We start from the raw sequence: 15,050 nt of genomic DNA, 5'->3' as shown, positions 1-15,050 counted from the left end.
TGGTGAGCGGTCCTCGCCGGTTGTAGCCTGTGGCGCAGTTCACAGAACCGCCCGCGCGCCGGGCACCGATCGAGGGGTGCGATCCATGAGTTACGAGAGCCTGCCGCAGTTCCTGTCGAAGATCGATCTCTTCGAGGGGCTGTCGAAGGACACGCTGTCCGACCTGATCGAGCGTGGCACCACGCTGAAGGTCGCGGCCGGCCGCCACGTGATCGAGCAAGGTGCGAACGACGCCGGCCTGCAGGTCGTGCTGGAGGGGTCGGCCGAGGTGGAGGTCAACGGTGTCGTCCGGGGGCCGCTGAACGTGGGGGACTACTTCGGTGAGATCTCGCTCGTCGACGGCCTGCCGCGGTCCGCGACCGTGGTGGCGGGGCCGGACGGGCTGAGCACGTTCGCGCTGTCCGCACTGGCCTTCGAGCCGGTCGTGAAGGAGAACCCGGAGGTCGCCCAGGCCCTCCTCAAGGCCCTGACCGCCCGGATCCGCTCGCTAGAGTCCGAGAGCTGAGCCGTCCTGCTCGATCAACGCCCGGGGGCCTCATGACCGAGGAGCGCAAGGTCGTCTCGGTGCTGTTCTGCGACCTGGTCGGCTTCACAACCGCGTCCGAGTCCGCCGACCCCGAAGACGTCCGCCGCTGGCTGGCGCCGTACCACGCGACCCTGCGGCAGACGGTCGAGCGGTACGGCGGGACGGTGGAGAAGTTCGCCGGGGACGCGATCCTGGCCGTGTTCGGCGCACCGCGGTCCCGGGAGGACGATGCCGAACGAGCGGTCCGGGCCGGCCTGGCCATCCTCGAGGCGGTGCGCGCACTGCCGGACGGGCCGCTGGAGGTCCGGATCGGGATCGAGACCGGCGAGGCGCTGGTCCAGTTGACCGCGCGACCCGAGCTCGGCGAGCCGTTCGTCACCGGCATGGTCGTCAACACGTCCGCCCGGCTGCAAGCCTCGGCGCCGGTCGGCGCGGTCGTGGTCGGGCCTGGTACCTACTCGGCGACGAGTCGCGTGTTCGGTTACGAAGCGCTGGAATCCGTTGTGGCCAAGGGAATCAGCCACCCGGTCGAACGCTGGCGGGCCGGACCGCCGCGAGCCCGGTTCGGCGCGGACGTGATCCGCGACCTCAGCACGCCGATGGTCGGCCGGCAGCGTGATCTCACCTTGCTGTGCACGGCGTTCGAGAAGGCTGTCGCGGAGCGGGTGCCGCAGTTCGTCACGTTGCTGGGCGAGCCGGGCATCGGCAAGTCCCGCCTGGTCGCGGAGCTCGGTGCCTGGCTGGATCAGCACGACGAGCTCGTCACCTGGCGCGAGGGCCGGTCAGTGCCGTACGGCGAGACGCCGTTCGGGCCGATCGCGGAGATCTTCAAGGTCCAGGCCGGGGTCCTGGACACCGATCCGCCGACGCTGGTCGCGGACAAGCTCGATGCGATCCTGCCGGACGGCGCCGACCGTGCCTGGCTGCGCGCCCGGGCCGGAACGCTGGTCGGCGTCGAACGTTCCGGGCCGCCGGAGTCGGTGACGCAGGAGGAGTCGTTCGCGGCCTGGCGGCAACTGCTGGAGTCGTTCGCCGAGCAGTCACCGGTGGTTCTGGTGTTCGAAGACCTGCACTGGGCGACGGACGCGATGCTCGCCTTCGTCGACCACCTGGCCGAATGGCTGAGCGACCTGCCACTGCTGGTCGTCGTGACCGCCCGCCCGGAGCTGCTCGAACGCGGACCGCAATGGACCCGCGGGGTGCAGAACTCCCTCACCATCGGCCTCTCGGGGTTGACGGCAGCCGAGACCGATCAGCTCCTGATCGAGATGTTCGCCGGTCAGGACGTCCCGGACGAGACCCGCCGGCGCCTGGTTCATCGCGCCGACGGCAACCCCCTGTACGCCGAGGAACTCGCCCGGATCGTGACCGAGTGCGGCCCGGACCAGGCCGCCTCCGCCGAACTGCCCGCCGGCATCGCCGCGCTCATCGCGGCCCGGCTGGACACGCTGGAGCCCGATCGCAAGGCACTGCTCGCCGACGCGGCCGTGATCGGCCGGGTGTTCTGGGCCGAAGCCGTTGCTGCGCTGTCGGACCGGGACCCGGCGGACGTCGTCCAGGCACTGCAGGAGCTGGCCCGCAAGGAGCTGGTGCGTCCGGTCCGGCGGTCGACGATGCTGGGCCAGCACGAGTACACCTTCTGGCACGCGCTGACCCGCGACGTCGCCTACAGCCAGGTGCCGCGGGCAGCTCGGTCGGCGCGACATCTCGCCGCCGCCGACTGGCTCGAGCTGCGCTGCCCCGCGTGCCAGGCCGAGACTCCGAACCTGATCGCGTACCACCTCACCACCGCCCTCGATCTGGCCGCGGCAGTCGGCGACACGGACGCGGTCGCGGCGATCAGGCCACAGGCCCGCCATTACCAGCTGATGGCCGCCGAGCTGGCGATGAACCTCGATGCCAGCGAGGCGATGGCCCTGCTCGACCGCGCGCTCGGGCTCACTCCGGCCGGGGATCCAGAACGTCCGGCGGTCCTCGCACGCTGGGGCTGGGCGGCGTTCCTGGCCGGCCGGCTGGACGACGCGCGGACCGCCTACCGCGAGGCGATCGCCGGATTCGAGGCGTCCGGCGACGTCCGCGGACTGGCTCGCGCCTTACGTGCGTCGACGTACGCGCTGAACACCATGGAGGAGAGTCTGGCGACCGTCGACCGGGCGGTCGCGATGCTCGAGGATCTCGGGCCGAGCGAGGACCTGGTCCAGTTGCTGGCCGGCCAGGCGACCATCCGGATGGTCGCGAGCCGTCGTCAGGATGCGATCGTCGCGGCGGACCGCGCCCTGCGGATGGCGGCCGAACAGGGGTACGCCGTACCGCAACGGGCCCTCGAGGCCCGGGGGCTCGCCCGGGTCGGTCAAGGCGACACCGGCGGACTGGTCGACGTCAAGGAGGCGCTGGCCGCGCTGCTCGAACTCGGGCAGGGGCGCGACGCGGCGGTGACCTGGCTGAACTACGGCTGGCTGCTGTGGCAGATCGAGGGGCCGGTGGTCGCCTTGGACGAGCTGGACACCGCTCGTGAGTTCGCCGCCCGGCGCCGGCTGGCCGAGATGGAGCAGCAACTCAGTTGTACGGTCCTGCAGTTGATCATCGAGAAAGGCCGGCCGGACAGGGCCATCGCGGACTGCCGGGCGCAGCTCGAGCACCCCGGACCGGCGTTCACCACCTTGCGCCGCATCGAGGTTCTCTCGGCACTGGCAGTGGCGGAAGTCGAGTCCGGAGTCCCGGGCGCGCGGGACTCGGCGGAGGAGGCGTACCGGCTGGCGGTCGACGCGGGCTGGCCGGACCTGATCGCCATCGCGGCCTCGCCCGCGGCGACGACCCGGGCACGCGACGACGACCAGGCCGGCGTACTGGAGATCCTCAGGCTCCTCGCCTCGCTCACCCACCTGCGCGGCAGTCTCGAGTTCGATGCCCGGCTGCCGTCGCTGGTGCGGGCCGCGCTCGCCGCCGGTCATGCCGAGGCGGGCGCGGTGCTCGCGGACTTCGTGGAGCCGGTGCTACCGATGCGCGAGTACTCGGCGACGACGGCTCAGGCGCTGCTCGCCGAGCACCGCGGCGACATCGAGACAGCAGCCACCTGTTTCGCGCGCGCCGCCGCCGACTGGGGTGCCTTCGGCAACAAACTCGAGCAGGCCCATGCGCTGCGCGGACTGCACCGCACCACCGGCGATCCCGCCGCCTGGGTGCAGGCGGAGCAGCTGTTCAGCTCTGCGGATACTCCTTCTTGAAAGCGCCGGACGGCGTGAGGTCCATGACGCCGCCCGGGCCGGTCAGGACGCCACCTTCGACCGGCAAGGTGTGGCCGGTGATCCAGGAAGCGTCGTCGGACGCCAGGAACGCGACGGCCGCGGCGATGTCCTCGGGCTCGCCGACCCGGCCGAGCGGGTACATCTTCGAGAAGAGCTCCAGGGTGCCCGGCTGCGTGTCCCAGTTCGGGGTCCGGATGGTGCCAGGGGCAACCACATTGAAGCGGACGCCCATCCCGCCGTACCGGGCGGCGTAGTTGACCGTCATCGCGATCTGCCCGGCCTTGGCCGCCGAGTACTCGACGTTGCCGAAGGCGGCCAGGCCGTTGACCGAGCTGATCGTGACGACGTTGCCGCGGGTCTTCACCAGGTGCGGGAGCGCCGCCTGGATGCACCGGGACGCGCCGACCAGCGTCAGGTCGAGCTGCTGATGCCACTCCTCGGCGGTCGTGTCCTCGGGTACGGACGTCACGATGCAGCCGCCGGCGTTGTTGACCACGACGTCCAGCCGGCCGAACCGTTCGACCGCGGCCGCGATCGCCGTGTCGACATCGGGACGACTCGTCACATCGACGCGCAACCCGAGCGCCCGGTCACCGATCCCGGCGGCGACCTCCGCGACCTTCTCCTCCTGGAGATCGGTCACGACCACCGACGCACCTTCGTCGGCGAGCCGCCGCGCCACCGCCGCGCCGATTCCCTGCGCACCCGCCGTGACCAGAGCCACCCGTCCCTCGAACCGCTGCACGTTCACCCCTCCACCACTCGGTCGACCTTCTCGTCCGCGACCCGGCGCTCCAGCTTGGCGGCGTCGAGGTTGCGGCAGAGGACGATCGAACCACCTCCGGAGATCACCCCGACGAGCAGACTCACCCCGTCCCGCGTGGTCAGGTCCCGCGTCACCAGGATCCGGTCGGTGACGGGTTCCGCCGTACCGATCAGGTCGTCGTGGGTCAGATCCTCGTACGCCGGTGACGTAGGCACCGGCGGGTCGAACGGGACGAAGACGTCCGGGTGGTTGTAGACCTCGGCGCCGTAGTCGCGGATCCCGTCCGGCAGCGGCTCGCGGAACCGGCCGCCGAGCGGGAGCAACGCGGAGGCGACGGTCACCCGGGAGCCCCGGATCCCGAAGTCCGGGCCGGTGATCGCGAGCGTGCCGGTGCCACTGGTCAGGGACGCGCCGGCCGACCAGGTGGACAGCGCCCAGACCACGCCGAGCCAGTGCGGCGGCAGGCCGATCGCGACGGTCTCGCCGGACTCCAGGTCGTACTCGTCGACCAGCAGGTTGGCGGTCTTGGCGACCCAGTTCGCGGTGGTGAGGGCGCTCAGCTCGATCCGCTCACCGCTCGCGTCGTCGTAGTAGGTGAGGAAGGGGCCGGCACCGTCCCGGCGGACCGCGGCCGCGAACAGCTCGGGCAGAACTCGTGACATATGGCCCACCCTACGGTTCGCGCGCCGACGTACTTTGGTGGGGGATTCAGGGAAAGAAGGCTTGTGATGGTGCCACAGCTCGAGCTGCCGCAAGGTGGCGAATGGGTCGTGATTCTGATCATCGTGGTGCTGCTCTTCGGCGCGAAGAAGCTGCCGGAGCTCACCAAGAACGCGGCCCGGGCGATGAACGAGTTCAACAAGGCGAGGTCCGGCGACGACGAGAAACCCGAGGTCGAGGCGACCGGGACCGGGTCAGCCGGGCGGGCTGACCTCGAGGGCGGCGGTTCGGAGAGCGTCGGCGAGGACCGCCGCGGGCTCTGACAGCCGGCCGGGCAGCCGAGCCAGGATCGTACGGCGCAACTCCTTCGACCCACCGCGGACCGTCACCACGCGGACACCCGGTGGTGCCGCCGGGGCCATCGACGCGGAGATCGTGGTCAACCCGGCGCCGGCCGCGACCAGTTGCAGTTTCGCCAGCCAGTCGCGGGCCGTGTGCGCGATCGCCGGCCGTTCGTCGAGCCCGGGCCAGACACCCATCAGCAACTCTTCACCGGCCGCGGGGCCGGCGATCCAGCGTTGACCGCGCAGGTCGTCCACGTCCACCGAGTCGTGGGCCGCGAGCGGATGGCTGGCCGGCACCGCGAGCCGCAGACTCCGCTCGGCCAGCGTCTCCAGCTTCAACGCGGGCGACTCCGCGTCCGGCGGCCGGAACGGTGGCGCCGAGGCCAGCAGCGCCAGCTCGAGAGTCCCGGCCCGCAGCGCCCGTACGAGCGCCGGGGTCGAACCTTCCCGCGTCGTCACCGTGATCGACGGATGTGATCGCCGGACCGCACTGATTGCCCGTGGCAACAACACCGCGCCGGCGCTGGGGAACCAGCCCAACCGCACCGTCCCGCCGGCGGCGGGTAGCCCGGCGAGCTCCCGGGCCGTTGCGTCGAGCTGATCCAGTACCCCGGCGGCATTCCGCAGTACGACGTGACCGGCCGCGGTCAGCAGCACACCTTCGCGCCGTCGCTCCAGGAGTGGCGCGCCCGCGGCCCGCTCGAGCGAGGCGATCTGCCGGGACACCGCCGACTGGGTGTACCCGAGCGCGGTCGCCGCCGCCGTGAACGTGCCGCGCTCGGCGACCTCCCGGAACACCCGCAACGCGACGAGTGAGACATCACTGAAGTCCATGACGTTTACGCATACTACCTGTGCCGAAGTTTCGTTGGAGTCATGCATGTGACCGCCCTACGTTTGCCACATGACAGAACAACGCATTGCCCTCGTCACCGGCGCCAACCAAGGCATCGGTTTCGCTTTCGTAGAAGCTCTGGCAGACCGGCTGAACGCCGAGGATCTGGTCCTGCTCACCGGCCGGGATCCGCAGCGGGTCGGTGACGCGGTTCGTCAGGTGCACGGAGTCGCCCGAGTCGAGGGGCGAGTGCTGGACGTGACGGATTCCGAGGCGGTCGCAGCTTTGGCGGCCGAGCTCGGAGCGGTCGACATCGTCATCTCCAACGCGGTGGGTCCCTTGCATCCGGATCGGACGCAGGCTGAGCAGGCGGACGTGTTCATCGACGTGGCCAATCTCGGGGCTCAGGCAGTGCTGCGGTCGTTCGGGCCGATCCTGAAGCCGGGTGGCCGGCTGATCGTGGTGGCGAGTTCGCTCGGGACGCTCGATCATCTGCCGGAGGAGTTGTGGCCGCGGTTCGACGGCGTCACGCTGGGTGAGGTCGAGCAGGCGGTCGAGGACTGGCGGGCCGCGATCCACGCCGGCGAACAGGGCTGGCCCGAGTGGATCAACTTCCCGTCGAAGGTGGCGCAGGTGGCCGCCGTACGAGCCGTCGCCGCGGACCGGCGTACGCAGGATCTAGCCGACGGGACCCTGGTCGCCTCGGTCTGCCCCGGTCTCGTCGACACCCGGGCGTCCCGGCCGTGGTTCGACGACTTCAGCGAGGCGAAGTCCCCGGCCGACGCGGTCACCCCGATCGTCGACCTGATCCTCGCCGACCACCTCGACCCGGCGATGTACGGCGAACTGATCCGCGACGGCAAGGTCCTCCCCTGGAAGCCGTCTCGATAAGCCCCCGCGGTACTCCAGGGGCTGGAGTTCTCTTAAGGTCAGTACATGTTGATCGTGGCCGGTTTGGCTCTGATCCTGGTGCTGACCGTTGCCACTGGCTACTTCGTCTCCCAGGAATTCGCGTACGTCGCGGTGGACCGGAGCCGGCTGCAGACCCTCGCCGACGGCGGTGACGCGGCCGCGGTCCGGGCACTGAAGGTGACCTCCCGGTTGTCCTTCGTGCTGTCCGGAGCGCAGGTCGGCATCACCATCACCGCGCTGCTGGCCGGGTACTTCGCCGAGCCGTACCTCGGTGCCGGGCTGGAGGACCTGTTCGGATCGGCCGGGATGCCGGAAGCCGTGAGCAGGTCCGTCTCGGTCATCCTGGCGTTGCTGTTGGCAACGATCATCCAGATGGTGCTCGGCGAGCTGGCGCCGAAGAACCTCGCGATCGCGAAGGCCGAGGCGATCGCGCTCCGGCTGGCCCGGTCCACGCTGCTGTACCTGACCGTCGCCGGCCCGCTGATCCGGGTGTTCGACTCGGCCTCGAACCGGATCCTGCGCCGCGTCGGGATCGAGCCGATCGAGGAGCTGCCGCAGGGCGCGACCGCTCAGGAACTCGATCGGATCATCGCGACGTCGTACGAGCAGGGCCTGCTGGACCAGGACACCATGCGGCTGCTCGACCGCGGCCTCGACTTCCGCGCCCGGACCGCCGGTGAGGCCATGGTTCCGCGCGTGGACGTGGTCACCGTGCACCGCGACGAGCCGCTCACCCGAGTCGTCGACCTGCTGGACACCGGGCACAGCCGGTTCCCGGTGATCGCCGAGTCGGTCGACGAGGTGATCGGCGTGGTCGCGATCGGTGACGTGGTCGAGCTCGAACCGGCCGACCGGGAGCACATCGCGGCCGGCTCACTGGCTACGCAACCCGTCGTCGTACCGTTCACGCTGCCGCTGCCCGGCGTACTGGAACGGCTGCGGACGGCCCGTCGCCAGGTCGCGATCGTGGTCGACGAGTACGGCGGGTTCGCCGGGATCGTGTCGCTCGAGGACATCGCGGAGGAACTGGTCGGCGAGATCCGGGACGAGGACGACCTGCCGGAGACCGGGCTGGTGCAGGGCGGCGACGGCTCGTGGGTGGTGCCGGCCAGGTGGCGGCTCGACGAGGTCGAGGAGGCCACCGGGGTCGCGCTGCCCGAGAACGACGACTACGAGACGGTGTCCGGCCTGGTGATGGCGCGGCTCGGCCGGATCCCGGTGGTCGGCGACGACCTCGTGGTCGAGCTGGTCCAGCGGATCGACCACGACGGGCGTCCGATCCCGGCCGAGTTCGTCCGGCTCACGGTGCAGACCATCGAGCGCCGGGTGCCCGGTCTCGTCGTGATGGAGCGGACGGCATGAGTACGACGCTCGCCCTGATCATCTCGGCGATCCTGCTGGCGCTGAACGGGTTCTTCGTCGCCGCCGAGTTCGCCCTGGTCGCGTCGAAGCGGCACCGGCTCGAGGAGGCGGCCGCGTCCGGCAGCCGGGCGGCCCGGGCCGCGCTCGCCGGAGTGAGCGAGTTGTCGGTGATGCTCGCCGGCGCGCAGCTCGGCATCACCTTGTGCACCCTGGGTCTCGGCGCACTGAGCGAGCCGGCCGTGGCGCACCTGCTGCATCCGTTGTTCGAGCTGGTCAACATTCCGGAGGGCGTCGGTCATGTGATCGCGCTGATCATCGCCGTCGCCGGGATCGGCCTGCTGCACGTCCTGCTCGGTGAGCTGGCACCGAAGTCGTGGGCGATCAGCAACCCCGAGCGGTCCGCCCTGTTGCTCGCGCTCCCGTTCCGCGGCTTCACGTGGGTCTTCCGCCCGCTGTTGCTCGTGCTCAACTGGATCGCCAACCTGTGCGTCCGGCTGGTGAAGGTGACCCCGCAGAACGAGCTGGCCAACGCGCACGGTCCGGACGAACTGCGCCTGCTGATCGGCTCCTCCCGGCAGCACGGCACGCTGGAAGAACCCGAGCACGACCTGCTCACCGCGATGCTGGCGCTGCAGAACACCACGGTCTCCCAGGTGATGACCCCGATCGCCCAGCTCTCGACGGTCCCCGCCGACGCGTCCGCCCGCGAGGTCGAGCTGACCAGCCGCCGCGAAGGCCGCAGCCGCCTGGCGGTCGTCAACTCGGGTACGACGATCTGCGGCATCGTCCACGTCCGTGACGCGGCCCGGGCGACCACGAGTGCCGGTACGACGCTGCGCGCCTCCGACCTGATGACCGCACCCCTGCGCCTGGCGGCCGGGGCCCCGGTGGCGACCGCGATCCGGACGATGCGCGACGAGCGGTCCCAGCTGGCCGTCGTCTGCGATTCCGATCAGCCGGTCGGCGTGGTGGCGCTGGAGGATCTGCTGGAGGAGGTGATCGGGGAGTTCGACGACGAGACCGACCCGATCGTCAGCGCCGCGAAGGCAGAATCACCGGAGCAGTAGATTTGCGGCGGCTACCGTGTAGCCAGATACCCGTCGGGAGGAGAGCGCCGTGCCGATCAGCCGGATTGGGCTTGTCGTTCACGAGGGGCGGCCGGTGGCCGTGCGGACCGCCGCGACCGTGCGTGAATGGGCGGCCGAACACGACATCGGCTGCACGGCCATCGACGTGTGGAAAGCGCACGAGGACCGGCGCGGTGGGATGGACGAGCTGCATCACGCGGGGGACCCGGATCTGATCGTCACGCTCGGCGGAGACGGTACGTTCCTGCGCGGTGCGCGGATCGCGGCGAAGAACGACGCCGCGGTGCTCGGAGTCGATCTCGGCAAGGTCGGATTCCTGACCGAGGTGGCGTGCCGCGATGTCGAGACCGCACTGGAAGCGGTGCACCACGGCGGGGCGACGTACGAGGAGCGGATGACGCTCACCATGCGGGCCTCGCGTCCGCTGGAGATCCCGAGTGGCATCGAGTCGTTTCTGCGCTACGGGCATGGTCCCGCGTTGCCGCCACCGGCGGTTCGCCGAGAGGTGGCCGAGGGCGACGGCTGGGGTGTCGCTCTGGACGTGACCGCGCTGAACGACGTCGTCCTCGAGAAGCTGGCACGCGACCACCAGGTGGCCCTCGGTGTGTACCTCGCCGGCCGGCTGCTGGCGTCGTACTCGGCCGATGCGGTGATCGTGGCCACGCCGACCGGCTCCACGGCGTACAGCTTCGCGGCCGGTGGGCCGATCCTGTCGCCGAACGCCGAGGCCATCGTTTTCACGCCGGTGGCACCGCATATGACCTTCAATCGAACGGTTGTCGCGGCACCGGACGAGCCGGTCGCGCTGCGCGTCCTCCCGCACTCCGGCCAGGCTGCGGTCAGCATCGACGGGCAGCTGCGCGGGGTTCTCGATCCGGGTGACTGGATCGGCGTGTATGGATCGCACCGGCGGCTTCGGCTGGTCCGCTTGCGTCCGACGGACTTCTACGGCCGGTTGCGTGACCGCTTCCGACTTACCGACGCGCCCGCGACGGCGCTCGACGGCGAGTCCGACCTGTTCTGGCGGACGACCACACCGGTCCCACCAGACCTTGCCCACCTCAGGATTCCGCCACCGGCTGGTGAGGACCGGTAGGGTCTCTCCTCATGCGAAACGTGGTGATCTTGGCTGGTGGTTCGGGGACCCGGTTGTGGCCGCTGTCCAGAGACGACCGGCCGAAGCAGGTGCTGCCGCTGGCAGCCGGCGACTCGTTGCTCCGGGTTGCGTACAACCGGCTCCGCGGCCTGGTCGAGCCGGCGAACATCTACGTGTGCACGGTCGGTGCGTACACCGAGGTCGTCCGCAAGGAACTGCCCGAGCTCGGCGAGCACAACATCATCGGTGAGCCGGCCCGCCGGGACACCGCGAACGCGGTCGGCCTCGCGTCCGCGGTGGTGGCCCGCAACGACCCCGACGCGGTGGTGGCGTTCGTCGGGTCGGATCACCTGATCAGTCCGGAGGACGAGTTCCGGGCCGCGATCGAGAACGGTTTCGCGGTCGTCGAGCAACGGGCCCGATCGCTGGTGACGTTCGGGATCGAGCCGACCCATCCGCACACCGGACTCGGGTACATCGAACGCGGTGCGCCGATCGAGGGGACCAAGGCGTTCGCCGTCGACCGGTTCCGGGAGAAGCCGGATCGCGCGACCGCCGAGGAGTACCTGGCCACCGGGCGGTTCTGGTGGAACTCCGGCATGTTCGTGTGGCGGGCCGAGACCGTGCTGAGCGTGCTGGACGAGCTCCTGCCGGAATCCGCCGCTCAGCTGCGTCAGGTCGCGTCCGTGTGGGACACGCCGACGCGTGAGGCGACGCTGGCCGAGATCTACCCGAACCTGCGCAAGATCAGCGTCGACTACGCGGTGATGGAGCCGGCTTCGCAGGGCAAGGTGGACGCAGACGTGGTCGTCGTACCGATGCCGGTGCACTGGCTCGACGTCGGCTCCTGGGCGGCGCTGGCCGGCACGTACGACGCCGATGCCAACGGCAACCGTACGGACGGGACCACGCTGAGCTGCCTGCTCGACTCCCACGACAACATCATCGTCACCGACGACCCCGACCACCTGGTCGCCGCCGTCGGCCTCCGCAGCCACATCATCGTCCACACCCAAGACGTAACCATGGTCTGCCCGCTGTCCGACGGCGAACGAGTAAAAGACCTAGTAGCCCAAGTCCAATCAGACCACGCCGAACGCTACCTCTAACCCGCTCGCGGGTTGTTCGGCGGACCTGCTGCACTCACTAACCCACCGCAGCAGTCTTCATCGGCCACGAGCTGAGCGTGATCCACCTCGGCCCTCGCGCGTTGGTGAGTGTTACATGTCCGCATGCACGGATGCGAACGCCCCCGGGAGGTAGTTTCTCGGGGGCGTTCGGTGTGGCTGGGTAGTGTTCAAGTTGGCTTCGCGGGGTGCGTTGCGCGGGTCGCCGGGTGGGCGCGGCGCCGGAGGTGCTCAAAGAACAGCCGCCGCCGAAGGCGGTGTCCTTTCGGCGGCGGGTGGCGGCGGGGTGATTAGCCGCCGGCGGGTTCTTGGGCGTCTGTGGAGGGGTATTTGTCCATGAACTGCTTGAGGGCGTCGCCGCTGACGGAGCCGCAGAACTGGCGGTGGCCGAAGGCTTTATCCTGGCCCGCGGCGTTGCCGCTCCAGTGGGAGAAGGCGATGTTCTTGCCGTCCGGCCAGGGCTTGCCGTCGGTCTCGCGGAAGGGCGCGGCGATGAACTTGCCGTTGGTGCTGTCCGGCAGCTTGGCCTTGGAGAGCTTCTCGATCTGGTCGATCTGGTCCTTGGGGAGGGCTTCCTTGTACCAGAGGATCGTGTAGCCGTGCTCCAGGTTGTGCACCAGGTTCGCGACCGGCGGCCGGTCGTCGAGGGTGTAGAACTTCTTGTTGAACGGCGCCCAGGTCGCGTAGTGCGGGCCGGACGACGGCGGTGAGACCGAGTAGTTGATCACGGTGCCGTCGGGCTTGTGGTCCTGCGTGCCGCCGGCCTCGTCGTTGGTGGGTGCGTCGCAGGACGCCGCCGACGCGGCCACGCCGAGCTCGGTGATGGCCTGGTTCTTGGTCCGGGAGTCCTGGATCAGCCGGATCGCCGGGTAGGCGATGATCGCCAGACCGACCACGATCGACGCGACCACGATGAGGATGGTCCGGTTCCGGTCCGTGCGGGCCTGGTCCCGTTGCATCTTCTCGATCATCTCGCGGCGCGACTGCTTCTGCGACGACGCTTTACCCACAGTGTTGGTCTTCCCGGATCTGGGCGGCCACCGCGCCGCCGTGCGGGAGCAGTGTACGCAGCGACCCTGAGAGGTTACCTAGAAAACTACTTCGACCGTGAGCCGAACGTGATCGTCGCCTCACTGCCCGGTCCAGTCCGCACGCTGACGCCGTACCCCTCCGCGTGCAGCAGTACGGCGAGCCGCTCAGCGATCACCCCGACCGCGACGGGCTCGTCTCCGAAGACCGTGACAGCGTTGTCAAGCAGCTCGAGGTGAATGTCCTCGGCCTCGTCCAGCAGCCCGTCCCACAGCGCCGGATCGACGTCCCGCGGACCCGTAGGCGCCTGCCGTTCCAGTACGGCGGCCCGCGCGGCCTCGCGAGTCCCAAGGCTGAACATGTCCTGCTCGGCGTCCCGCACCAGCGCCCGCGCTCCGGCGCCATGCTCCCCAATCGGGAGTACGGCGTCCTGCAGGCCCCGCAGTACGGCGACCGGGACGCCGTCCGCCTTGCCCTTGACCAGCTCGCTCGCACTGGCGATCTCGTCGGCCAGAGCCGGTTCTGTCACCGCGAGGACGTTGCCATGGCTGTCCGTCGTACCGCGGAGGTCTTCCACCACGCGGACTCCGGCGGCACCGATGGCCAGATCGGTCTGACCGTTGCGCCACGGGCGGCCCAGGGTGTCCGTGATCACGATGCCGACGTTGACGTCGTACCGCTGCTTCAGGGCGGTCCGAAGCTGCCGGGCCGACTCGTCGGGGTCGATCGGGAGCAGCAGGACCGTGCCGGGGGCGGTGTTGGACGTATCCGTCCCGGCGGCCGCCATCACCAGGCCGTGCCGGGTCTGGACGATTCGGGTCTCGCCGCGCTGGGCCACGACCCGCACGAGCTCGGCGTCGATCGCCTCCTGCCGCGTGCCGTGGGTCAGCCGGCCCTCGGCCTTGCTGACGATCTTGGACGTGACCGACACGACATCGCCGTCCCGCAGATCGGTCCCCTCGGCGATCAGCGCGGCCAGGTCGTCCCCGGCCGCCACCTCGGGTAGTCCGGTCACCGGGAAGACGTCCAGGTGCTTCCTCATCGCCGTACGGCCTCCGCGAGGTTCAGTGCCGCGGTAGCCATCGCGGCGGTGGTGGTCTCGTCCGTCATCCACAACGGCACCGCCTGGACGTGAATTCCGGCTCCGGCGATCGAATCCGCCTGGATCGCGTCCGAGCTGTCGATCAGCCAGCCGTCCAGTACGCCGCCGGACGCGCGCGAACCGTAGTACCGCGCCACGGCCGAGGCGGTCGAGGCCACACCGACGGCGGCCAGCACCTTGTCGGCCATGCCGCGGACCGGACTGGTGCCGATGATCGGCGACAGCCCGATGACCGGCGCGGACGTCTCGCGGACCGCTTCCCGAATCCCCGGTACGCCGAGGATCGTGCTGATCGAGACGACGGGGTTGGACGGCGGCAGGATCAGCGCGTCGCAGTCCGCGATGGCATCCAGCACACCGGGCGCGGGCTTCGCCTTCTCCTGGCCGACGGCGACGATCTGGTGCGCGGTGACCTCCGCGTGCCAGCGGACCCAGTACTCCTGGAAGTGGACGGCCTTGCGCCGGCCGGGCTGGTCCGGATCGTCCACGACCACGTGGGTCTCGACCCGGTCGTCACTCATCGGCAGCAGCCGCACCGGCAGCTTCCAGCGCTCGCACAGCGCCTCCGTGACCGCGGTCAGGCCGTACCCGGCGTCGAGCATCTGTGTGCGGACCAGATGGGTCGCCACGTCCCGGTCGCCGAGGCCGAACCAGGTCGGCTCCACGCCGTACGCCGCAAGCTCCTCCTTGATCACCCAGGTTTCGTCCTCCCGGCCCCAGCCACGTTCGGCCGAGATGCCGCCACCGAGCGTGTACATCACCGTGTCGAGGTCCGGACAGACCCGCAGCCCGAACAGGGTGATGTCATCCGCGGTGTTCCCCACCACGGTGATCTCGGCGTCCGGGCGGGCCTTCAGCAGCCCGCGCAGGAACGTGGATCCGCCGATGCCACCGGCCAGCACTGTCAATCGCATGGGAAGAGTCTGCACGAGTCGTCAATCGGTCGGACCACCGCACG

At 70.0% G+C, this 15,050-nt stretch carries 14 protein-coding genes; 8 read left to right on the top strand and 6 right to left on the bottom strand.

Annotated features, from left to right (window positions below):
• Positions 1–85: 85 nt before the first annotated feature.
• Both AB0E63_RS09995 and AB0E63_RS09990 read left to right on the top strand, forming a co-directional pair.
• Positions 86–505, top strand: a complete 420-nt coding sequence (locus tag AB0E63_RS09995; protein ID WP_360363786.1) for a cyclic nucleotide-binding domain-containing protein — start codon at positions 86–88, stop codon at positions 503–505.
• A gap of 32 nt (positions 506–537) precedes the next feature.
• On the top strand, positions 538–3,750 hold the full coding sequence (locus AB0E63_RS09990; protein WP_360363784.1) for an AAA family ATPase: 3,213 nt from the start codon (positions 538–540) through the stop codon (positions 3,748–3,750).
• Here the strand turns inward: AB0E63_RS09990 and AB0E63_RS09985 are convergent.
• Together AB0E63_RS09985 and AB0E63_RS09980 are read right to left on the bottom strand one after the other, a co-directional pair.
• The gene (locus tag AB0E63_RS09985) at positions 3,725–4,522 is read right to left on the bottom strand and encodes an SDR family NAD(P)-dependent oxidoreductase (RefSeq protein ID WP_360363782.1); all 798 of its coding nucleotides are present in this window, start codon (positions 4,520–4,522) and stop codon (positions 3,725–3,727) included. The genes AB0E63_RS09990 and AB0E63_RS09985 overlap by 26 nt on opposite strands.
• Positions 4,519–5,199, bottom strand: coding sequence for a TIGR03089 family protein (locus AB0E63_RS09980; RefSeq protein WP_360363780.1), 681 nt, complete (start codon positions 5,197–5,199; stop codon positions 4,519–4,521). The genes AB0E63_RS09985 and AB0E63_RS09980 overlap by 4 nt, the downstream gene beginning before the upstream one ends.
• 66 nt (positions 5,200–5,265) lie before the next feature.
• Between AB0E63_RS09980 and tatA the strand changes: the two genes are divergently transcribed.
• Positions 5,266–5,520, top strand: coding sequence for a twin-arginine translocase TatA/TatE family subunit (gene tatA, locus AB0E63_RS09975; protein WP_360363778.1), 255 nt, complete (start codon positions 5,266–5,268; stop codon positions 5,518–5,520).
• Here the strand turns inward: tatA and AB0E63_RS09970 are convergent.
• Positions 5,452–6,375: a LysR family transcriptional regulator gene (locus AB0E63_RS09970; protein ID WP_360363776.1), complete on the bottom strand. Its 924-nt coding sequence runs from the start codon at positions 6,373–6,375 to the stop codon at positions 5,452–5,454. The genes tatA and AB0E63_RS09970 overlap by 69 nt on opposite strands.
• A 70-nt stretch (positions 6,376–6,445) precedes the next feature.
• Between AB0E63_RS09970 and AB0E63_RS09965 the strand changes: the two genes are divergently transcribed.
• Genes AB0E63_RS09965 through AB0E63_RS09945 form a run of 5 tightly spaced genes read left to right on the top strand, consistent with a single transcriptional unit; the run spans position 6,446 to position 11,943 of the window.
• Entirely contained in the window at positions 6,446–7,267 is an 822-nt protein-coding gene (locus AB0E63_RS09965) for an SDR family NAD(P)-dependent oxidoreductase (protein ID WP_360363774.1), read from the top strand.
• Positions 7,268–7,312: 45 nt separating this feature from the next.
• On the top strand, positions 7,313–8,650 hold the full coding sequence (locus AB0E63_RS09960; RefSeq protein WP_360363772.1) for a hemolysin family protein: 1,338 nt from the start codon (positions 7,313–7,315) through the stop codon (positions 8,648–8,650).
• Positions 8,647–9,717, top strand: coding sequence for a hemolysin family protein (locus AB0E63_RS09955; protein ID WP_360363770.1), 1,071 nt, complete (start codon positions 8,647–8,649; stop codon positions 9,715–9,717). Before AB0E63_RS09960 ends, AB0E63_RS09955 begins: the two co-directional genes overlap by 4 nt.
• Positions 9,718–9,766: 49 nt before the next feature.
• On the top strand, positions 9,767–10,834 hold the full coding sequence (locus AB0E63_RS09950; protein WP_360363768.1) for an NAD(+)/NADH kinase: 1,068 nt from the start codon (positions 9,767–9,769) through the stop codon (positions 10,832–10,834).
• 11 nt (positions 10,835–10,845) lie between these two features.
• The gene (locus AB0E63_RS09945) at positions 10,846–11,943 is read left to right on the top strand and encodes a mannose-1-phosphate guanylyltransferase (protein ID WP_360363766.1); all 1,098 of its coding nucleotides are present in this window, start codon (positions 10,846–10,848) and stop codon (positions 11,941–11,943) included.
• 308 nt (positions 11,944–12,251) lie between these two features.
• On the opposite strand, the gene AB0E63_RS09940 is transcribed toward AB0E63_RS09945, so the two are convergent.
• The 3 genes from AB0E63_RS09940 to cofD all read right to left on the bottom strand — a co-directional run bounded on the left by AB0E63_RS09940 (position 12,252) and on the right by cofD (position 15,006).
• The gene (locus tag AB0E63_RS09940; RefSeq protein ID WP_360363764.1) at positions 12,252–12,971 is read right to left on the bottom strand and encodes a DUF3105 domain-containing protein; all 720 of its coding nucleotides are present in this window, start codon (positions 12,969–12,971) and stop codon (positions 12,252–12,254) included.
• Positions 12,972–13,057: 86 nt separating this feature from the next.
• Positions 13,058–14,032, bottom strand: coding sequence for a coenzyme F420-0:L-glutamate ligase (locus AB0E63_RS09935; RefSeq protein ID WP_360363762.1), 975 nt, complete (start codon positions 14,030–14,032; stop codon positions 13,058–13,060).
• Complete coding sequence (gene cofD / locus AB0E63_RS09930) at positions 14,029–15,006, bottom strand: 2-phospho-L-lactate transferase (protein ID WP_360363760.1); 978 nt, start codon at positions 15,004–15,006, stop codon at positions 14,029–14,031. Before cofD ends, AB0E63_RS09935 begins: the two co-directional genes overlap by 4 nt.
• Positions 15,007–15,050: the final 44 nt, after the last annotated feature.

The organism is Kribbella sp. NPDC026596 (assembly GCF_040638415.1).
Taxonomy (GTDB): domain Bacteria; phylum Actinomycetota; class Actinomycetes; order Propionibacteriales; family Kribbellaceae; genus Kribbella.
The sequence above is the reverse complement of the archived record's forward strand: the minus strand, read 5'-3'. Positions and strand labels throughout refer to the sequence as shown.

Bases quoted from the DNA above. Each gene is read 5' to 3' on its own strand.
- AB0E63_RS09995 (WP_360363786.1), top strand. From the start codon at position 86: ATGAGTTACGAGAGCCTGCCGCAGTTCCTGTCGAAGATCGATCTCTTC.
- AB0E63_RS09990 (WP_360363784.1), top strand. From the start codon at position 538: ATGACCGAGGAGCGCAAGGTCGTCTCGGTGCTGTTCTGCGACCTGGTC.
- AB0E63_RS09980 (WP_360363780.1), bottom strand. From the start codon at position 5,199: ATGTCACGAGTTCTGCCCGAGCTGTTCGCGGCCGCGGTCCGCCGGGAC.
- tatA (WP_360363778.1), top strand. From the start codon at position 5,266: ATGGTGCCACAGCTCGAGCTGCCGCAAGGTGGCGAATGGGTCGTGATT.
- AB0E63_RS09970 (WP_360363776.1), bottom strand. From the start codon at position 6,375: ATGGACTTCAGTGATGTCTCACTCGTCGCGTTGCGGGTGTTCCGGGAG.
- AB0E63_RS09965 (WP_360363774.1), top strand. From the start codon at position 6,446: ATGACAGAACAACGCATTGCCCTCGTCACCGGCGCCAACCAAGGCATC.
- AB0E63_RS09960 (WP_360363772.1), top strand. From the start codon at position 7,313: ATGTTGATCGTGGCCGGTTTGGCTCTGATCCTGGTGCTGACCGTTGCC.
- AB0E63_RS09955 (WP_360363770.1), top strand. From the start codon at position 8,647: ATGAGTACGACGCTCGCCCTGATCATCTCGGCGATCCTGCTGGCGCTG.
- AB0E63_RS09945 (WP_360363766.1), top strand. From the start codon at position 10,846: ATGCGAAACGTGGTGATCTTGGCTGGTGGTTCGGGGACCCGGTTGTGG.
- AB0E63_RS09935 (WP_360363762.1), bottom strand. From the start codon at position 14,032: ATGAGGAAGCACCTGGACGTCTTCCCGGTGACCGGACTACCCGAGGTG.
- cofD (WP_360363760.1), bottom strand. From the start codon at position 15,006: ATGCGATTGACAGTGCTGGCCGGTGGCATCGGCGGATCCACGTTCCTG.